The organism is Moorena producens 3L (assembly GCF_000211815.1).
GTDB lineage: Bacteria > Cyanobacteriota > Cyanobacteriia > Cyanobacteriales > Coleofasciculaceae > Moorena > Moorena producens.
Genome location: NZ_GL890924.1, coordinates 35,997 through 54,429, shown reverse-complemented (window position 1 = coordinate 54,429; position 18,433 = coordinate 35,997). Strand labels below are relative to the sequence as shown.

15 protein-coding genes are annotated in these 18,433 nt (G+C 42.9%); 8 read left to right on the top strand and 7 right to left on the bottom strand.

The features are described from left to right. Positions 1-20: 20 nt before the first annotated feature. Positions 21-2,216 carry a GumC family protein gene (locus tag LYNGBM3L_RS15335; protein WP_008184963.1) on the bottom strand — a complete coding sequence of 732 codons (2,196 nt, stop codon included), beginning with the start codon at positions 2,214-2,216 and terminating at the stop codon, positions 21-23. Between the two features lie 707 nt (positions 2,217-2,923). On the opposite strand from LYNGBM3L_RS15335, the gene LYNGBM3L_RS40795 reads away from it, so the two are divergent. Next, positions 2,924-3,241 (top strand): hypothetical protein, encoded by a 318-nt coding sequence (locus tag LYNGBM3L_RS40795; protein WP_131826893.1) that lies wholly within the window; start codon positions 2,924-2,926, stop codon positions 3,239-3,241. Here LYNGBM3L_RS40795 and LYNGBM3L_RS48700 read toward each other — a convergent pair. Next, the gene (locus LYNGBM3L_RS48700; protein WP_008184960.1) at positions 3,203-4,318 is read right to left on the bottom strand and encodes an SdrD B-like domain-containing protein; all 1,116 of its coding nucleotides are present in this window, start codon (positions 4,316-4,318) and stop codon (positions 3,203-3,205) included. The genes LYNGBM3L_RS40795 and LYNGBM3L_RS48700 overlap by 39 nt on opposite strands. Before the next feature lie 920 nt (positions 4,319-5,238). On the opposite strand from LYNGBM3L_RS48700, the gene LYNGBM3L_RS15325 reads away from it, so the two are divergent. The 4 genes from LYNGBM3L_RS15325 to LYNGBM3L_RS15315 all read left to right on the top strand — a co-directional run bounded on the left by LYNGBM3L_RS15325 (position 5,239) and on the right by LYNGBM3L_RS15315 (position 9,112). Continuing rightward, positions 5,239-5,472, top strand: a complete 234-nt coding sequence (locus LYNGBM3L_RS15325; protein WP_008184949.1) for a hypothetical protein — start codon at positions 5,239-5,241, stop codon at positions 5,470-5,472. A gap of 73 nt (positions 5,473-5,545) precedes the next feature. Next, positions 5,546-5,680, top strand: coding sequence for a hypothetical protein (locus tag LYNGBM3L_RS48695; RefSeq protein ID WP_267872043.1), 135 nt, complete (start codon positions 5,546-5,548; stop codon positions 5,678-5,680). A 352-nt stretch (positions 5,681-6,032) separates the two neighbouring features. Continuing rightward, complete coding sequence (locus LYNGBM3L_RS15320) at positions 6,033-7,850, top strand: tetratricopeptide repeat protein (RefSeq protein WP_008184948.1); 1,818 nt, start codon at positions 6,033-6,035, stop codon at positions 7,848-7,850. 2 nt (positions 7,851-7,852) lie between these two features. Beyond that, positions 7,853-9,112, top strand: coding sequence for an ATP-binding protein (locus LYNGBM3L_RS15315; protein ID WP_008184945.1), 1,260 nt, complete (start codon positions 7,853-7,855; stop codon positions 9,110-9,112). A gap of 40 nt (positions 9,113-9,152) precedes the next feature. On the opposite strand, the gene LYNGBM3L_RS47440 is transcribed toward LYNGBM3L_RS15315, so the two are convergent. Both LYNGBM3L_RS47440 and LYNGBM3L_RS15310 read right to left on the bottom strand, forming a co-directional pair. Further along, positions 9,153-9,311, bottom strand: a complete 159-nt coding sequence (locus LYNGBM3L_RS47440) for a hypothetical protein (RefSeq protein ID WP_154659810.1) — start codon at positions 9,309-9,311, stop codon at positions 9,153-9,155. A gap of 17 nt (positions 9,312-9,328) precedes the next feature. After that, positions 9,329-10,078: an SDR family oxidoreductase gene (locus LYNGBM3L_RS15310; RefSeq protein ID WP_008184943.1), complete on the bottom strand. Its 750-nt coding sequence runs from the start codon at positions 10,076-10,078 to the stop codon at positions 9,329-9,331. 234 nt (positions 10,079-10,312) lie between these two features. Between LYNGBM3L_RS15310 and LYNGBM3L_RS15305 the strand changes: the two genes are divergently transcribed. The 3 genes from LYNGBM3L_RS15305 to LYNGBM3L_RS15295 all read left to right on the top strand — a co-directional run bounded on the left by LYNGBM3L_RS15305 (position 10,313) and on the right by LYNGBM3L_RS15295 (position 14,754). Continuing rightward, entirely contained in the window at positions 10,313-11,635 is a 1,323-nt protein-coding gene (locus tag LYNGBM3L_RS15305; RefSeq protein WP_008184941.1) for a tetratricopeptide repeat protein, read from the top strand. Positions 11,636-11,672: 37 nt separating this feature from the next. Then, on the top strand, positions 11,673-13,373 hold the full coding sequence (locus LYNGBM3L_RS15300) for an Eco57I restriction-modification methylase domain-containing protein (RefSeq protein ID WP_008184939.1): 1,701 nt from the start codon (positions 11,673-11,675) through the stop codon (positions 13,371-13,373). 64 nt (positions 13,374-13,437) lie between these two features. Next, positions 13,438-14,754, top strand: coding sequence for a D-arabinono-1,4-lactone oxidase (locus tag LYNGBM3L_RS15295; RefSeq protein WP_008184937.1), 1,317 nt, complete (start codon positions 13,438-13,440; stop codon positions 14,752-14,754). A gap of 473 nt (positions 14,755-15,227) precedes the next feature. Here the strand turns inward: LYNGBM3L_RS15295 and LYNGBM3L_RS15290 are convergent, their stop codons facing one another. The 3 genes from LYNGBM3L_RS15290 to LYNGBM3L_RS47435 all read right to left on the bottom strand — a co-directional run bounded on the left by LYNGBM3L_RS15290 (position 15,228) and on the right by LYNGBM3L_RS47435 (position 18,268). After that, on the bottom strand, positions 15,228-15,869 hold the full coding sequence (locus LYNGBM3L_RS15290; protein WP_044493348.1) for an IS607 family transposase: 642 nt from the start codon (positions 15,867-15,869) through the stop codon (positions 15,228-15,230). 559 nt (positions 15,870-16,428) lie between these two features. Beyond that, positions 16,429-18,114: a purple acid phosphatase family protein gene (locus LYNGBM3L_RS15280; RefSeq protein WP_229414506.1), complete on the bottom strand. Its 1,686-nt coding sequence runs from the start codon at positions 18,112-18,114 to the stop codon at positions 16,429-16,431. Then, the gene (locus tag LYNGBM3L_RS47435; RefSeq protein ID WP_229414504.1) at positions 18,086-18,268 is read right to left on the bottom strand and encodes a hypothetical protein; all 183 of its coding nucleotides are present in this window, start codon (positions 18,266-18,268) and stop codon (positions 18,086-18,088) included. The genes LYNGBM3L_RS15280 and LYNGBM3L_RS47435 overlap by 29 nt, the downstream gene beginning before the upstream one ends. Positions 18,269-18,433 lie beyond the last annotated feature (165 nt).

Below are 18,433 nucleotides of genomic sequence, written 5' to 3'. Positions count from 1 at the left end.
ATTGAAAACCGCTATAACGATTACCAAGACTCCCTAACCAATCCAAGATTACTTTTCTCATGGTCAGACTGGGGAGGATTACCAGCAGATTGCCCGTAGGAGTAAGTGTGACCATGCTTCTTACTCACAAAATTTGCTACCACCCCAGCTAAAGTACACTGATTGCTCCGTAAAATCTCCAAGGAACGGGTAATATCATCATGGGTACTGCATTCCATGCCAGCAACAAAGATAATTCCATCCACATAACTGCCTACACTTTGGGTATCAGCAAGCCCTACCACAGCAGGAGTATCGATTAGCACATAATCATAAGTCTGTCGCCACTCATCAATTAGCTGCTTCATTTTCTGGGAATTCAACAGCGCCACTGGATTAGCAGGAGTAGGACCAGAACTTATGAAATCAAGACTTTCAGTCTCTGCCGTCTGAACCAGGGAATACCAAGGACGGTCACTGGTAAGAGCTGTACTTAGTCCCCCATGGTTTGGCAATCCTGCCAATAGATGTAACGTTGGTTGACGCAAATCCCCATCGACTACTAAAACTCGCTGTCCTAATTTAGCCAAAACACCTCCTAAATGATAGGTAATCGTTGTCTTACCTTCAGAGGGCATTGCAGAAGTGAAAGCCAAAACCTTGATCCTGTTTGTAGCTGCACCAAGATAGCGTAAATTCATGGCTAGAGAGCGCAAGGATTCTGTAAATGCTGACTGCTGATCACTCGATAATGGTCTTTGTTCTTCGATTCGAGCACCGATTATATGTCCCCGGATACGGGGAATAGTTCCTAATAAAGATAGCCCCGTTAGTTGCTTTAAATCTTCGACCTGTTTTACCTTCTGGTCTAAACGCTCCAGCAGGAATGCGGCTCCTACCCCAGACAATCCTCCCATAAGTAAAGCCAAAAGCAAATTCAGTTTGATATTGGGAGAAATAGGATCTTCTGGTAAGTAAGGAGACTCAAGAATCTCCCAAGGGGCAATTTCTTGAGCTTCAGCAATCTGTAACTCTTGCCGTTTTTCTAGTAAGTTATTGACTGCTTGGGATCTAACTTCCAACTGACGCTGTAGCTCGGTATACACTTGCTGGAGTTGGGGAATTTGCTGAAACTGAGCTGCCACTTCAGCTTGAGCTTTACGAATAGCCTCTAGCTGGTTTTCCTGAGCGGCCAATCCTGTCTCTAGAGCAAGTAATTGATTAGTTAATGTTTGGCGAGTTTCCCCGTATCCCACCACCTGGTTAATATCAATTTGTGAGCTTGCTGACCCCAGGATGCTTTGGGTACGCTTCTGCAATAGATTCTGTATTTGGTTACGCTTCAGTTGTAAGCTTTCCACCGCAGGATGATTATCCTGGAAACGAGTTAGTTCTAGAGCCAGCTCGGATTCTAGTTTTGTCAGTTGATTAGCTAAGTTTTGATAGTAAGGATCTTGGCTGAGAACCGAATTGGCTAAAGCTGCTTGGGGTTGTTGACCTGCTTCTTGTAGCTGTTGGCGTAATTCCTGAAGCTGTCGCTGAGTCTGACTCAGAGCAATTTCTACTTCCTGCTCCTGTTGCACAAGAGATTGCTTGAGTTCAGATACCTGAACAGCATAAGCTTCTGGTTCCACAATACCATAGCGTTCTCGAAAGCTACGCAGAATTGATGTGGTTGCATTTAGGGCTTGTTGTGCTTTCGGTAGTTGCTCATCAATAAACTGAATGGCATTGGTTGCCTGGGAGCGCTGCCGCTCTATACTGTAATCGACATAGGTATAACTGAGAGATTCTAGTACTTTTTGAGCCCTTTGGGGATCTATGTCTTGGTATGAAACGATCAGTACATCAGCATCCCCTACCTGACGAATCGACATGTTTTCGATTACTTCTTTAACAGACAGTTTGTCAAAAGAGCTTTCTGGGGGGCTAATTGCCTTAGCAACCAAAGAGCGACTTTTAAGAATCTCAATTTCGGTAGATAAATCTTCCCTATTTTTAGGTTTTTCTGTTGCTTCTAACCCACGAACACCAGGCACGGAAGCTTCCCGATACATTAGGATCAGCATCTCTGACTCATATTCAGGGGTCTTGAGAAAAGTCGCTGCTGCCCCCCCTGCAAAAACTGTCGTTCCCACTGCTAATGCCGTTTTCCAAAACCGAAGCAGAATGGACCCCAGTTTAAATAGGTTAATTTCCTCTTGTCCGGTCTCAACACTCTCAGTCTTTACTTCCATGCTCATGTTCTGTTAAGTAGTTCTGGTGAGCGAGAACTATTCTATCTAGAGTGAAAACGAATTTCACTTGAGTAAACGCTGATTAATACTACAAGTGCTAACTAGATAATCAGGAAAATTAATACCCCACTTTCCGCACTTGAGCTTGTAGCATTAAGTAGTTATGGCCAAAAGCTTTCCATTACAAAGGCTATAGTGATCATGAGTAAGTTGTTGTGCATTTAAATTAGATATTATTTAGTTAGAACAAAAACGTCAAACCCTATCCCCCTGGGCAGTGCTGATTCTGGGTATGATTCCCCATAGCATTTCTATTTGAGTGGTGCTCATAAATAAAACCAACAAAAGGTTGAGGTAAATAACTAACTAAAATAAACGTAATTATTTTGAAATTAAACAAATATACCGATTAGTAATACACCTTCAAAACTCTAAATCCGGATAGTTATCAAAAATTGAATAGCTACTGGATTTAGAAAGTGATAACACTAGTGTGTGAATAGTTTGTGAATTCCTCTCAACTTAAAAAAGCGTGAAATTATTTCCAGACAAATTTTTCAGAAAACTATGAACACTACCGAAAGCACCGGACATGATATTAGATCATTTCCGGTTAATCACTTCCCAACCCAAATAGTCCCTAAATTTTTGGTAAGCTGTCGCGCATTTAAACGACCTTGTCTTGATGCACACCTAACTACCTGTTTGTGGATGGTGGTAGCGCTAATCCAAACGGCATTGCTGAATCTTCGAATGAATATGAGTGGGGTGGGCATCCTGCCTGCCCGGAAATGAAACGGGCAAGATGCCCATGGCACCACAGCCAAGATGCCCATGGCACCACAGCCAAGATGCCTGTTCTACCAAGATGCCCATTCCACCACGGGCAAGATGCCCATAGCACCACAGGCAAGATGCCTGTTCTACTATTATCCCCTGTTCCCTGTTCTCTGTTCCCTATTCCCTACTTCTGCAAGAAATCTATTCTATACCAATTGGAAATCGTCACCACTCAATTGATCTAGATGCACATCCTCAATCACAAGGGTTCCACCAGTCTTAGGAGAAAGAACAACACCCTTGTCACTGTCAGATAGGATACCAGATTTTACTGCTCTATGAAACCACTGTTGAGGATCAATGGCACCAAAGCCCTTCAATTTAATCAGATCTGCACCAATTTCAAAGTCCTCGATCACATCCACGTCACCATGGCGGAAGCTACTGCCCTTAGTGAACAAAAACTGATCATGACCAGCACCACCAACTAACGTATCACTACCACGACCACCATTAATCCTGTCATCACCACCACCACCAGTGATGTGGTCATTACCACGACCACCCACTAAACGATCCTTACCACCACCACCATTAATCGTGTCATTACCACGACCACCATTAATCGTGTCACGACCAGTGCCACCATCAAGCACATCCTTACCAGCACCCCCTTTAATTACATCCTTGCCTCCATCCCCGGAGAGGGTATCATTACCACCACGACCGACAATAGTATCGTTACCCTTTCCACCACTAATGTGGTCATTACGACGAGTACCAATCAGTTTGTCATCCCCTGGGGTACCGGTTGACCCTGGTTTAACTGGCACCAGACCAGCATCCCATACCAATTGGTCAATCCCTTCTGGCAAGAATCGAGTGATCGGACCGATAGTAACACGACCGGTATTGGGATCAACATCACTATCTATGGGACTATCGGTATCAATAAACTGTCGTGGGTCATTATCTTGGGTAGTAAAAGTAAACCCTTCCGGTGCAACGAATTCCAGGGTATAACGAGTAGAAAGGTCATCCGGGATATTCTCAAATAGATAGAAACCAGGATTCTCATTATTATCATCATTCGTAGTAGTTGTCTGGATTAGGTTACCGTTGATGTCGAAGAGATTAACAGTAACGCCATTGACACCATTTTCAGGAGGCTCATTTTGGAGACCATCTCTGTTGCTGTCTAACCAAACATAATTGCCAATAGAACCAGTAGGATCATTCGGATTTGGTTCTGGTAGTGGTACCGGAGTAGGCAATGGGTTTGGGTGTGAATTGGAATTGTCGCTATCGTTGATTACTATCATGGTTACTTTCCTATTAATGAAATGTATGTTTATAGGGAATAGGGAATAGGGAGTAGGGAACAGGGAACAGGGAACAGGGAACAGTTACGTAGGGTGCGTTAGGAACCGGCTCGCCCTCATTTTTTCGGTTCCCACTATTGGGACAGCCGGTTCCGTAACGCACCACCGGGTCTGATTAGGCTAGAAACCCCTATATCAAATAAGTAATCAATCAGACTTGAGATGTTGCTAATCCCAGACCTATCTAAAAAATGGAACAATAGGCTCAATCTGTCCCGCCATTTTGGCCATAGTTGCAAAACGTTACAAATTGAGTTCTGATGTAGATATGATGTAGGGTGGGCAGTGGTTTATTAAGGGATAGTAATAGTTGAAAATCGGATAGAGCACTGCCCACCAGCCAGATATACATGTAGGGTGGGCAGTGCTCTATCGGATAGAGCACTGCCCACCCTACGATTAATATCTAATTAAATCCCTGTTGGTGGGCAGTGCATATCCAACCGATTCCGATCGGATTTTATTGGTTTAATCCACTGCCCACCCTACGATTAATTTTATTAAAACTGTTGGTGGGCAGTGCATATCCAACCGATTCCGATCCGATTTTATTGGTCTCGTCCACTGCCCACCCTACGATTAATTTTATTAAAACTGTTGGTGGGCAGTGCATATCCAACCGATTCCGATCCGATTTTATTGGTCTCGTCCACTGCCCACCCTACGATTAATTTTATTAAAACTGTTGGTGGGCAGTGCATATCCAACCGATTCCGATCCGATTTTATTGGTTTCATCCACTGCCCACCCTACGATTAATCGTCGCTATTTGGTAATAAAAAAAAATTCCTAAACCCCTTGACCAGAGATTAATAAATTGATATATTAATAATGTAAGCGTTTTAAACCAATAACGATTCATGAGTACAAACTTTCCTTCAAACCCTGATGACAATCAAAACCCTGAAAACCAAGGTCGCAAAGCTAAGAAAGCCAAGCACATCTTGGTCGGTTCTCCTGAACAAGTTCGGAAAACAATTCTTACCATCTATTCTCTTAAATACGCTTATCCCGACGAGTGGAGCACTCCCGAACCTACCGGAAATCCTGGTGAGGTTATGGTGACTTTGATTCGATATTTTTACGTAGATTAGGATAGTAAATTGCCAGGGCGTCGCCCTGGCGACCAGGAATGAAGAATGAAGAATGAAGAATGAAGAATGAAGAATGAACGTTTTTTTGGGGAGGGGTATAAATCAGCAAGCCGTCAGCGGTCAGCCGTCAGCTTATTTTATTCAAAAGCACCGATTGCGCTACGCGCAGGCTAAGCCTTTGGCTGATACGCGACACGCTGATAGCTGACTAACTCGGGAATAATGTACAATTAATCAGGAGTTATATGGTTTAAGTGCAGCTTAGCTGTACGTTTTGAGGTTTACACAATATAATTCGGTCAAGTATTAGAGTTTATCTGAGCTTGACCGAATTTTTTTATTAATTGCTATACTTATAGAAGTTATTAATGGGAGTTTTGATCCCCCCTAACCCCCCTTAAAAAAAGGGGGGAAAAGAGTAGGCGTATGGTGCGTTAGGGACGGGCTCGGCATCATTTTATAGGTAGTCAGTCTTGGAAGAGTCCGTCCCGTAACGCACCACCAGGTCAAACTGATAGCTGACCGCTGAGCACTGATAGCTAATAGCTGAATAAGTAAAAATGGACGAAGAAAGAAGACAAGCATACCTCGAATTTATCCAGGAACTGCTAACTTGTCCCAGCGGTGAAGTAGTTAAAATTATTGAGAGCAACCGCGAGTTAGTGGATGCATGGTTATTGCAGGTAATGGCACAAGAAGCAGAAAAACTAGCAGCCGATGGCAACCAAAACGCTGCTGACTTTTTAGCTAGTCTCAGGAATCAGCTTTTAGAAATAATTTCAGAATCCTATACCTTAGTTAATCCTTCATCCGAAGACTATCTGGAATTCTTGAAAGAGGTATTGCTAGCAACTGCGTACAGCAATAGCGACCCCACAGTAGTATACCCACTCCTGGAAGAAAACCTAGACAAACTCGATCATAACTTTATCGATATCTTAAAAAACTGGGCAAGTTATCAACTCTCAGAAGCGGAACCAGAAACAGCAGATTTTATTGCTATAGTTATTGGCAAATTCAGCAATTTTATCAGCAATTTTCCCCTGGGCAATAAAGCAAATTACATCGAAATTGCTATTGCTGGTTACGAAATAATACTAACAGTTATAAACTGTAAAAGTAACCCGGGAACTTGGGCAAGGACTCAAAATAACCTGGGCTATGCCTACAGTGACAAAATCAATGGAGATAAAGTTGATAATCTCGAAAAAGCCATTAAAGCATACCAACTAGCTTTGTCCGTTTATACCAAATCAGACTTTCCCGAAGATTGGGCAAGGACTCAAAATAACCTAGGCTATGCCTACAGTAATAGAATCCATGGAGATAAAGCTGATAATCTTGAACTTGCGATCGAAGCATTCCAACTAGCTTTGTCAGTTATCACCAAACAAAATTTCTCCCAATATTGGGCAAGCACTCAAGCTATCCTGGGTCTTGCCTACAGTAACAGAATCCGTGGAGATCAGGCTGATAATCTCGAAAAAGCCATTAAAGCATACCAACTAGCTTTGTCCGTTTATATCAAAGAAGATTTCCCCCAATATTGGGGAAGGATTCAAAATAACCTGGGCATCACCTACATTTACAGAATCAGTGGAGATAAAGCTGATAATTTTGAAAAAGCCATTGAAGCATACCAACTAGCTTTGTCCGTTTATAGCAAACAAGACTTGCCAAAAGATTGGGCAATGACTCAAAATAACCTGGGCTATGCCTACTTTTACAGAATTCGTGGAGATAAAGCTGATAATCTCGAAAAAGCCATTGAAGCATACCAACTAGCTTTGTCAGTTATCACCAAACAAGATTTGCCCGAAAATTGGGCAATTTTTCAATATAACCTGGGTAATGCCTACAGTAAGAGAATACTAGGAAATAGTGCAGAGAATCTGGAAAATGCGATCGCATCCTATCAAAATGCTTCAGAAATCTACACCCGTGAAGCATTTCCCGAATATTGGGCAGACATCCAACGTAATATTGGTAAACTGCTGGTTCAGCAAGGAAGCTGGTATGATGGGCTATCCCGCTTAGAGCAAAGTCTCGCTATCTATCGCCAAACCGAAAATCTAGAAGCCCTTGCGGATTCAATATACCACATTGCCCGCACCCATCATTTAATCATGAACCTAGACAAAGCCCGGATGAATTACCGGGACGCTCTCCGCATCTACAATCATCTCAATAATCAACCAGGAATAGCTATCTGCAAAACGGGATTAGGCATGCTGATGATTTCCATTGGCTTTATCGACGATGCCCGACAAGAACTAACCCAAGCTTATGAAATTTGTCATACAATTAAGAATAACCAAGGAATTGATAATATTCAACAACTCCTCCAAGTAATTAACAAAATAAAAACCAAGCCATAGCCATGAGTGAAGCCGATAAACTTTGGGATGAAACCGACGAAATTTTTACTAGCTGGAATCTTAAAGACATTCCTTTTTCTGAAAGTGCTTCTAGCTTGGTATCAAACCTAGACCAAGTTTTCACAGGTCGCACCCAGGAGTTAAAGACGATATTTCATTTGTTGCGGGGTCGCGAACGGAAGCGGATATTAGTCTACGGTTCCGTTGGGATTGGTAAAACAGCATTTATTTTAGAAGTCTTGAGCGTCTTACAACGAAAAAGTAAAGATACTCTCGCTACCTATATCAGTCTACCCTTTGAAACTGATTTAGCAACCGCTGCTTTGATTGCCCTAGCTCGACATATGCCAGAGGATGAGTGGGCGCAACAACTGTTAAACAACATGGGATTGATGAGTGAATCGACTCGCAAAACCAAGACCAAGTTTGATGTAAAAATTCCAATGGTTGGGGGAAGTATTGAAACGGAATCAAAACCCGTTAATGCCCCAAAGTTTCCCACCCTCACTTTTCAAGACTTATTGGAAAGGGCGCTGGAAAAGTATAGTCGTGTGGTGATTGCTATCGATGACTTAGATAAACAAGACCCAGCTAAGGTGCGTCAACTATTGCACGATGCTCAAGGCATGCTCAAAGGTGATGCTTGGTTTATTTTGACTGGGCATCCTTCCGGGTTGACTCGGGATTTGTTGATCTCTGAACGAGGATTATTTGATTTAGCATTAGAGATTAAAGCATTAGACCAACCCACCACTTATCAAATGTTAATTAACTATCTCGCTAGCGCCCGGATTAACAAAACCAGCAAAGACGAAACTAATCCTGATGCGGTTCATCCCTTCACTCTAGAAACCGCTAGAAATCTGTGCGCACATTCCCAGGGGATACCCCGTTGGTTTAATCGCATTGGTAATTATGTATTACTGAAAGCAGCGGATTTACAAGCAGAAAAGATTACACCAGAGGTATTTCAGCAAGGTTTAGAGTATGTCAGTCAGAAACTGCGTGGTCAGTCAGAATTAACTCCTGAAGATTATTATGTCCTTGACTTAGTTTTAGAAAAAGGGGTGCTATCCGATGAAAACGTAACCATGGATGACCTCAAGCGTCTTAAAGCTCAACAGTTTACTCAAGTTTTACCGATTTTAGATAAATTAATCCAATTTGACTTAGTGCGTCGTTTACCTACGGATAAAGCAGCGGAATATCAAGGAAATCCTCTACTTTTGCCTCCGTCAGAGCAGTCAGATGAAGAAGAATGAAGAATTTAGAATTTAGAATTTAGAATTTAGAATTTAGAATTTAGAAATGAGTAGTTACGTAGGGTGCGTTAGGGGCGGAAAGCCTCTGATTTTTGGCCTCAACGCCCGGATCGGGATAATCCGCCCCGTACGCACCACCTTTGGGGGAGCCCTCTGAGCTGACCGCTGACCGCTGACCGCTGACCGCTGACCGCTGCATGCTTACAGCTCCTACATCTATTGAGCGAGAAAACCTCCATCTACAGCTAAAAATTCTCCTGTAATAAAAGATGCTTTATCTGAACACAGAAAAACTACAGCATTGGCAACTTCTTCTTCTCTGCCTACTCGACCCATAGGATGTTTTTTAATAAACTCTTGATAGAAAGGAATAGGGAAGAAAGGACGAGCCATGTCTGTGTCAATTACACCGGGACATACGGCATTAACACGAATGTTAGACTGTGCCACCTCTAAAGCCGCTGTTTTAGTTAAGCCCAATACTGCGTGTTTACTAGCGGTATAAAGAGATATTGGTGCTAAAGCAACCAAACCTAGAATAGAAGCACAATTAACAATTGCTCCCCCTCCATGATTTAACATATAGGATAGTTCGTATTTCAGAGATAAAAATACCCCTTTAACATTGACATTAAAGACTTGGTCATAATTTTCTACTGTTTCTTCAGTAATTGGATTTCCTACAGCGAAACCAGCATTATTAAAAGCACAATCAAGATGACCATAGATTTCAACGGTTTTTTCGACTAAATTCTTAACCTGTTCTTCTTGAGTGACATCAGTTTGGATAAAAATACCTTCTCCACCTACTTTTTTGATTAAATCAACCGTTTCTTCTCCTTCTTTACTTCGACGGGCAGCAACCACAACTTTTGCACCTTCTTTGGCAAAGGCGATCGCCGTTGCTCGACCAATACCAGAACTAGCACCAGTAATTAATGCAACTTTATTTTTTAGTTCTTCCATTGTTGATATCTCAGGCAGGATAAGCGTGTCTAAAATACTATTTATAAAATACTATTATATAAGTAACAACCAAAGGAAGCAACTCAAAGTTGCAGAACAGATCAACTATGTACCATCAGAGCAAGCTTAAACCAATGAGGGGGCTAAAGATTTAGTACAAATGTTCTGCATAAGTTACATGCTCCCACAACCAAGACAGCTGAAGGCTGACAGCTGACCCAGGGGTAATAAACAATGGACAAACAAAGAAAACAAGCATACCTCAACTTGCTCCACCAACTCCTAACTTGTCCCAAGGGCAAAGAAGTCCAACTTCTTAATAGCAACCGCGAGTTAGTGGATGCGGAATTCTTACAGGTAATGGCACAATCAGCAGACTATCTGACAGCAAAGGGTCAGCAAAATGCTGCTAACTTTTTACGGCGGATCAGGAGTAAGCTTTTAAAGGGTCTGGCAATTTCAGAAACCCTTACTTCAGCTAAGGCTTCATCGGAAGATTATCAGCAATTCTTAGAGGAAGTATTGCTAGCAATCGCAGACAGCAAAGGCGACCGCGAAGCTGTCTACCAACTCCTGGTAGCAAACCTAGACAAACTCGATCATAATTTTATCCCTATCCTGCAAACCTGGGCAAGTGCTAAACTCTCAGAAGCGGAACCAGAAACAGCAACAGAAATCGCTAATACTATCTGGGAATTCAGCACCCTGATCAGCGATTTTCCACTGGGTAATCAAGCCAATAATAGGGAAATCGCTATTGCTGGTTACCAAACCATGCTAACGGTTTTTACTAATCACAGTAACACGGAAATTTGGGCAGCTATTCAAAACAACCTGGCCAATGCCTACTGTGACAGAATCCGTGGCAATCGGGCTAATAATCTCGAAAAAGCCATAGATGCATACCAACTAGCCTTGGAGGTTTATACCAAATCAGACTTCCCGGAAGATTGGGCAAGTACTCAAAACAACCTGGGCATAGCTTACTGTGAAAGAATCCGTGGAGACCGGGCTGATAATCTCGAAAAAGCTATTAAAGCATTCCAACTAGCATTAGACGTTCGCACTAAACTAGACTTGCCCGAAGATTGGGCAATGACTCACTATAACCTGGGCAATGCCTACTGTGAAAGAATCCGTGGAGACCGGGGTGATAATCTCGAAATTGCCATAGAAGTATACCAACTAGCCTTGGACGTTCGCACCAAACCAGATTTCCCGGAAGATTGGGCAAGTACTCACAACAACCTGGGCATAGCCTATAGTGACAGAATCCGTGGAGACCGGGCTGATAACCTTGAAATTGCTATTGCCCAATACCAACTAGCCTTGGAGGTTTATACCAAACCAGACTTCCCCGAAGAGTGGGCAAGGACCCTATATAACCTGGGTAATGCTTACAGCAACAGAATAGTAGGAGAGACTACAGAGAATCTGGAAAATGCGATCGCATGCTATGAAAATGCCTCAGAAATCTTTACCCGTGACGACTTTCCCGAAGATTGGGAAAACATTCAACGTCATATTGCTAGACTACTGATTGAGCTAAGAAACTGATATACCTTAAAATACCACAAGTCATGGTTCGGTCACAATGGAACAGCAACTAAGCTTGCGATTATTTGATTTTTCCTCTGCTGTCGGAAGCTTTGCAGCAAAGAGTAGTGAGGAACGAGGAGCAATTTTTACCCGACGTGAGGTTGTAGAGTTTATTCTTGACCTGACAGGTTATACCGTAGATCGCCCTTTGCCAGACTATCGGATACTTGAACCCTCGATTGGTGAAGGTGACTTTCTTGTTCCGATTGTAGAGCGACTGTTAACTGCTTATGGTGCTCATGATTCTAATCAAGTCAGACTAGTTGATAGTCTCCACAATTCTATTCGTGCAGTTGAGATCAATCCTCAAAGCTTTGAAAATACCAGAATTAAACTTTTAAGGTTACTCCAGCACCATGGAATTAATCAAGATGACGCCTATCAATTGCTAACATCCTGGCTGATTGAAGGTGACTTCCTACTTGTAGATTTACCAGGTTCATTTACTCATGCAGTTGGCAATCCGCCTTATGTTCGGCAAGAGCTGATTCCGGATATTCTCTTGGCCGAGTATCGAGCCAGATATAACACTATATATGATCGAGCAGATTTATATGTCCCTTTTATTGAACGTGCCCTAAGTAGTTTGGAACCTGGAGGGGTTTTAGGTTTTATTTGTGCCAATCAATGGCTAAAGAATAAATACGGTAAGCTACTACGAGCAATGGTTTCTGATCATTATCATCTTGCTTACTATATTGATATGGTCGATACTCAAGCGTTTCGCACTGAAGTTAGTGCTTATCCTGCCATTACAGTCATCAAGTGCCAAAAATCCGAAGTTGTTCGAGTTGCTCATCGACCATTAGTTGAATACAACACACTTAAGAAACTAGCCCAAAATTTTTGTGCTGACTCTATTTCACCGGAAAGTGGTATCATCGAGCTTAGGGGTGTCACAAATGGTTCAAAACCATGGATTCTAGATTCTGTTAAAGAACTTATGGTGGTTCGTCGCCTGGAAGAAGACTTTCCTAGTTTAGAAGACGTTGGTTGTAAGGTAGGCATTGGTGTAGCGACCGGAGCAGATAAAGTTTACATTGGGCCCTTTGAAAAACTGGAGGTTGAACCCGATAGAAAATTGCCTTTAGTCAAGACACAAGATATTAAAACTGGTATTATCAAGTGGGGTGGCCTTGGTGTTATCAACCCATTTCACGACAATGGTTCTTTAGTTGAACTTGAAAATTATCCCAAGCTGGCAAGTTACCTTGCCCAACATTCCGATACAATTTTGAAACGGAACTGTGCCAAGAAAAATCCCAAGAATTGGTACAGAACAATTGATAGAATTTATCCCAGCCTGACCGCTTACCCTAAACTGCTAATTCCTGATATTAAATCCAAAGCACATATTGTCTATGAAGATGGAAAATTATACCCCCATCATAACCTTTATTTCATTACTTCACAAGAGTGGGACTTAAAGGCACTTCAAACAGTTCTCAAATCAGGTATAGCTAAACTATTTGTATCTATTTACTCAACTCAGCTCAGGGGAGGGTATCTTCGCTTTCAAGCACAATACTTGCGGCGAATCAGACTTCCTCAGTGGCAAAGTATTTCAGAGAATCTTCAAAGAATGCTAATAGAAGCAGCAAACACAGGAGATCTTAACCTTGGAAACTATGCAGTGTCTGAAATTTATGGATTGACACCAAAGGAGCGAGCTGTGATTAGAGATAACCAGATCTAAATAAGCAATGAGTATCCTATGCTATAATATATAAAAACCATTACAAGATTTTTCATAAATTAATATGTCAGTTACTTGGTCAAATTGGAGGGGTAATGTTTCTTGCAACCCCAAAAGTATTGTCGAGCCGTCTTCTAACGAAGATCTCAGGAAAGTTCTTGCCATGGCTCGAACCGAAAGGATGAAAGTTAAGGTTGTTGGTTCGGGACACTCATGGTCAGAAGCTGCATGCACCGATGGTGTTCTTGTATCCTTGAAGCGACTAAACCGAGTAATCGAGCTAGACCGAGAACGGGGCACCGTTACTGTCGAGCCAGGAATAACACTAAACAGCTTGAATCAATACCTAGACCAACACGGCATGGCCTTGGAAAACCTGGGAGCAATTACAAAGCAGACTATTTCTGGTGCCATAGCAATGGCTACCCATGGAACAGGAGACAAGAATGGCTCACTGGCCAGTGCAGTGGTCGAGCTGGAGCTAATGAAAGCATCCGGGGAAGTTGTCCGCTACCAACAAGATAATCCCACATTTTATGGAGTATGTGTCAACTTGGGTGCCCTTGGTATTATTACTAGATTAACGCTTCGTTGTGTACCTACATTCTTCTTGCGAGATGTTCAACAACCGATGTTAACTTCCGTGCTCAGAAAAGAAATAGACACACTAGTTAAAGAAAACGATCATTTCCAATTCTTTGAATTTCCCCACACCTCACGCTCCTATTGGTTTAAGTTTAATAAAATGGATGAGCCGGTTACTCCCATGCCATTCTGGAGACAATTCCTAGACGACCTATCTAGAACTATATCTAGATCCGGCAATGGAATCGGTGACTGGATTACCAGAAATTTTCCTGCTCTAATTCCTATCATCTTTAGAGTAGCTTTTTTTACTAATCTACGGGGATTAAACCGTTGGGATAAGAGCTTTAAGATCCTCGCCTTTGAGAATATTAATTTCACCTATTCCGAGTTGGAGTATGCCATACCAAGGTCAGCTACAATCAAAGCTCTGGAGCAAATTCACGAGATGATAAAAAAACAGGGATTTAGGATAAACCTACCAATATCAGTTCGATTTGCTAGTTCCGAAGAGCATTGGTTAAGCCCACTGTATCAAAGAGAGTCTGCTTATATTAGCCTTAACTTATCAGGGTCAGATTTTAAGGTGATTGAAAACTATCACCGGGAAGCCGAAAAGATATTATTAGAGTATGGTGGCCGTCCCAACTGGGGCAAGCACTTTTATTCCAATCGGGAATATCTTCGCTCACAATACCCACGTTGGGATGACTTCGCTCTGCTTATGAAAGAATTTGATCCTGATCGACTTTTTTCTAACCCCTTCCTCGACCGCCTCTTCCCTTTTGATGTATGATTGGCTCAAATCGGTTGGGAGTTCGTTTCACAGCCGGGGTTTCTTCCATACTCTCTAATATCATTTCGGGATAATTACCCTTAATAAAAATGTAAGCATTCAGCCGTCAGCTATCAGCTTTCAGCTGTCAGCTTTCAGCTTATCGGCTACGCGCATATGCTTACAAAATCTCGAACTATTAAATTCTCCCGTTTGAGGTTGATCTTAAGCTGACGGCTGACAGCTGACGGCACCTCAAGTAGCGTGCGCGTAGCGCATATGCTTACCTTAAATTATACCAAAAGAAGTTTACAAAAGAGGTTTATTTTAAGCTGACGGCTGACAGCTGACAGCTGTTCGCATAGCGTGAGCTAAAAGCTCACGACTGAATACTTACATAAAAATCTCCCCAATCTCCCCATCTCCCCATCTCCCCATCTCCCCATCTCCCCATCTCCCCACACCTCCCACACTCCCCTCTCTCCACCTACTCTTTACTCTAATGCCTTTACCACTTGAGTCATTCCATCAAGTAATTTTTTATTTTTTTCGCTCCTAGCGCCATAGAGACGGGCAGAAAAGACTGTGATTAATTCCATCATGTCTTGGGTTAATTCGTCTTCAAAGCTGACTCCCTCTGGGGATTTATTAATGATAACGACTTCTGTGCCAAACTCTTCACAAATGGTAAAGATTAATTCTGAGCCAAATCTCAGCAATCTATCCTTGTGAGTAATCACCAACCGTTCAACATCCCCTGTCATAATTTTTTTGAGTAATTTGTTCAATCCTTTTTTGTGATAATTTAAACCACCCCCGAAATCAGAAATAGTCTCGTATTGCCAACCATTAGCAGTGCTAAAATTTTCTAATAATTGAATTTGAATCCTCAGGTCTTTTTCTCGCTCATCACTGGAAACTCTGGCATAGTTGATGGTCAATCTGTCCGTCAATGGCTGAGAATTTCTTGGTGTTATATGTTTGATATCTTTAAGGTAGAATCGTCGTTGTCCAGTAGGTGAACGTTGATATCTGATTTTTCCCCCATCAGCCCACCGTCTTAGGGTTTTGGTAGAGACTCCTAGCTGTTTAGCTGCCTCCCCAATGCTTAATGTCATCTCAGAATGACTTTCCATATCAATGCTAGATCTCATGACTCCGCTCTCTATTATTCCTCATTTCGTAAGTAATGTCCAAGGGTGTCTATTTTTTATAGAGAGGCAAGCTAGCAATAGGCAATAGGCAAGAGGCAAGCTAGCAATAGGCAACCTACCAAGAGGCAAGAGGCAAGCTAGCAATAGGCAAGAGTAGCAAATTAATTATTTATTATATAATATAATTCCAGGATAATTATAGCAGTCGCCAGGGCAGTTAGGACATCGACATTAGTCTCACACCCTTTGTAAGCGATGCAGAGGTGCGACCCGTGGCGAATTTAATTCGCCAAGGTCAAGCGCACCTAAGCGGTCTTGGGGGTTTCCCCCACTCGCTATTGCATCAAGAAGCGCAAGAGTTTGACTTCTGACTTCTGACTTCTGACTTCTGACTTCTGACTTCTGACTTCTGACTTCTGCTATACCTTTAATCAAAATTCCCCCCCTATTACCACACTTCCCACACTTCCCACACTTCCCACACTTCCCACACTTCCCGCGCCCCCGCCCCACACTTCCCACACTCCCCCCTCTGACCACCCTAATCCCTTGGCTTTAACAGAAACTGATCGAATTTAATCACCTCTGAATTAGGCGATCGCGTATCAAAGCGATAGCTAGTTACTATACCGGTGCCAGTATCCAAGATACTAAACACAGTCACGTCATTACTAGCGATATAAGGCAAGGGCTGGTTATTGTCTCCTAACAATGGCGCTATGGTTGGCCTCACTGGCTCTAATCCATTTGGGTCTCCAGTAGCGGAATAGTTTTCGTTATAACCAGTTGGTACTGGGCGCTTCTTCTGACCAACATAAGCACCATAACTATTCCCCACATTGGAGGATTCTAAAAAATGCATGCCATTACCATCAACAAAGCGATTCCATAGATGGGAATGCCCATAATACACCAACTGCACACCAGCAGCTTCTAACAATGGCACCACATCCCGAATGATATAATCCTGGTCTTTGGGGTACTCATAACGCACTGCTGTCACCTTACCCGTCCGATCCCGCTCAATGATCTGCACTGGGTCAGTATAAGCTGGGACAATATTGTCCCCTAGGCTATGGGGAGGATGGTGAAGCATCACAATTTTATACTTAGCTTGTTGGAACTCAGTGCTATTGAGTTCTGCCTGGAGCCATTGGTACTGGGGACTCCCTTTACTAACTGCTTCAAAGATATGTTGTCCGTATCCCCAAGCGATGGGATTGTCTAAATCTTGTTGCCGTTCTTGATACCTACCTTTGGCATTAGGACTTAAGCTAGGTGTCCGCCAAATATTAGTAATGTACAACACCACTAAGCGAATATCACCAAAGGTTACCGCATAATAAGGTTTGCCATTAGGTAGGTAAAAAATCTCGTTATAAGTGTCAGTATTATAGGTATTATTTTTTAGCCAAGCTTGGTAATAATTAGGGTCATTATCTGGATTTAACTGTTCAGCTTTTTGCTGATAGATGGCTTGTGCTGCAGCCCGAGGAAAAGGGTCATTGAATTGGCTATTCAAATCCTTTTCCATAGAAAAACGCCCCATCACTTCATGATTGCCAACTACAGGAAAGATCGGGGCATGTTGAATAATTTCACCGCCATGGTAGGTAGTTTGAACCCCATTCTTTTCCAATTGGTAATTGGCTCGACCCTGAAGACAGGGGAAAAAGGCACCACCCCGGTTATCATCAAACCATTCCGAAGCCCGGTCAGGAATATTAACTAAATCACCAACATAAAACACCCCATCGATTTGGCCTACGGTTTCTACCACCTTCTGGAGATTAGCTGCTGTCATCGGCATTAGTTGATGGTCAGAGGTCAGAAGAATTTTCTGGGGTGTCTCAGGGTTTGGTAGAGCACTGAGGCTATAGAGCTTGCTCCTGACAACTTGCCCATTCTCCTTGATACTGGTGACTTGATAGGGAACACGAAGACCAGGAGTCAGTCCAGTTACGATGGCTTCATGACGCCAAATATCCCGCATGATTGGCTTCTGGTAGACTTGGGAGTCTTCGGTCTGGTTGCCGACTCGGGATTTTTGGTCTTCCCGAGTGCGGCTGAGTTTAGTAGTAGTAGCAGTGGCCTTACGGTAAGAGGTCGTGCCGTAGGTAACGGTGTGGCGGGAGCCAGGAAAGTCGGTAAACCAAACCACCCGCACGGAATCTTCTGTAGGAAATTGTAAGAATGGGTCAGTCAGTAATTCGTAAGCGGATGTCATGGCTCGCTGCTGGGTAATTTGCTTGATAGTTGGGACAAGAACAATTACACCGATCACTATAGCTGCCATGAGGATAAAGCGACTGATAGAAAACTTGACCATGAAAGCTATCGGGCAGGGAATCGGGAATCGGGAATCGGGAATCGGAACCCACCCCTAACCCCTCCCAGGAGGGGAACGGGAATCGGAACCCACCCCTAACCCCTCCCAGGAGGGGAACGGGAATCGGAACCCACCCCTAACCCCTCCCAGGAGGGGAACGGGAATCGGGAATCGGAACCCACCCCTAACCCCTCCCAGGAGGGGAACGGGAATCGGA

Bases quoted from the DNA above. Each gene is read 5' to 3' on its own strand.
- LYNGBM3L_RS15295 (WP_008184937.1), top strand. From the start codon at position 13,438: ATGTCAGTTACTTGGTCAAATTGGAGGGGTAATGTTTCTTGCAACCCC.
- LYNGBM3L_RS15315 (WP_008184945.1), top strand. From the start codon at position 7,853: ATGAGTGAAGCCGATAAACTTTGGGATGAAACCGACGAAATTTTTACT.
- LYNGBM3L_RS15325 (WP_008184949.1), top strand. From the start codon at position 5,239: ATGAGTACAAACTTTCCTTCAAACCCTGATGACAATCAAAACCCTGAA.
- LYNGBM3L_RS15290 (WP_044493348.1), bottom strand. From the start codon at position 15,869: ATGGAAAGTCATTCTGAGATGACATTAAGCATTGGGGAGGCAGCTAAA.
- LYNGBM3L_RS48700 (WP_008184960.1), bottom strand. From the start codon at position 4,318: ATGATAGTAATCAACGATAGCGACAATTCCAATTCACACCCAAACCCA.
- LYNGBM3L_RS47440 (WP_154659810.1), bottom strand. From the start codon at position 9,311: ATGCAGCGGTCAGCGGTCAGCGGTCAGCGGTCAGCGGTCAGCTCAGAG.
- LYNGBM3L_RS15280 (WP_229414506.1), bottom strand. From the start codon at position 18,114: ATGACATCCGCTTACGAATTACTGACTGACCCATTCTTACAATTTCCT.
- LYNGBM3L_RS48695 (WP_267872043.1), top strand. From the start codon at position 5,546: ATGAACGTTTTTTTGGGGAGGGGTATAAATCAGCAAGCCGTCAGCGGT.
- LYNGBM3L_RS15335 (WP_008184963.1), bottom strand. From the start codon at position 2,216: ATGGAAGTAAAGACTGAGAGTGTTGAGACCGGACAAGAGGAAATTAAC.
- LYNGBM3L_RS15305 (WP_008184941.1), top strand. From the start codon at position 10,313: ATGGACAAACAAAGAAAACAAGCATACCTCAACTTGCTCCACCAACTC.
- LYNGBM3L_RS15320 (WP_008184948.1), top strand. From the start codon at position 6,033: ATGGACGAAGAAAGAAGACAAGCATACCTCGAATTTATCCAGGAACTG.
- LYNGBM3L_RS15300 (WP_008184939.1), top strand. From the start codon at position 11,673: ATGGAACAGCAACTAAGCTTGCGATTATTTGATTTTTCCTCTGCTGTC.
- LYNGBM3L_RS15310 (WP_008184943.1), bottom strand. From the start codon at position 10,078: ATGGAAGAACTAAAAAATAAAGTTGCATTAATTACTGGTGCTAGTTCT.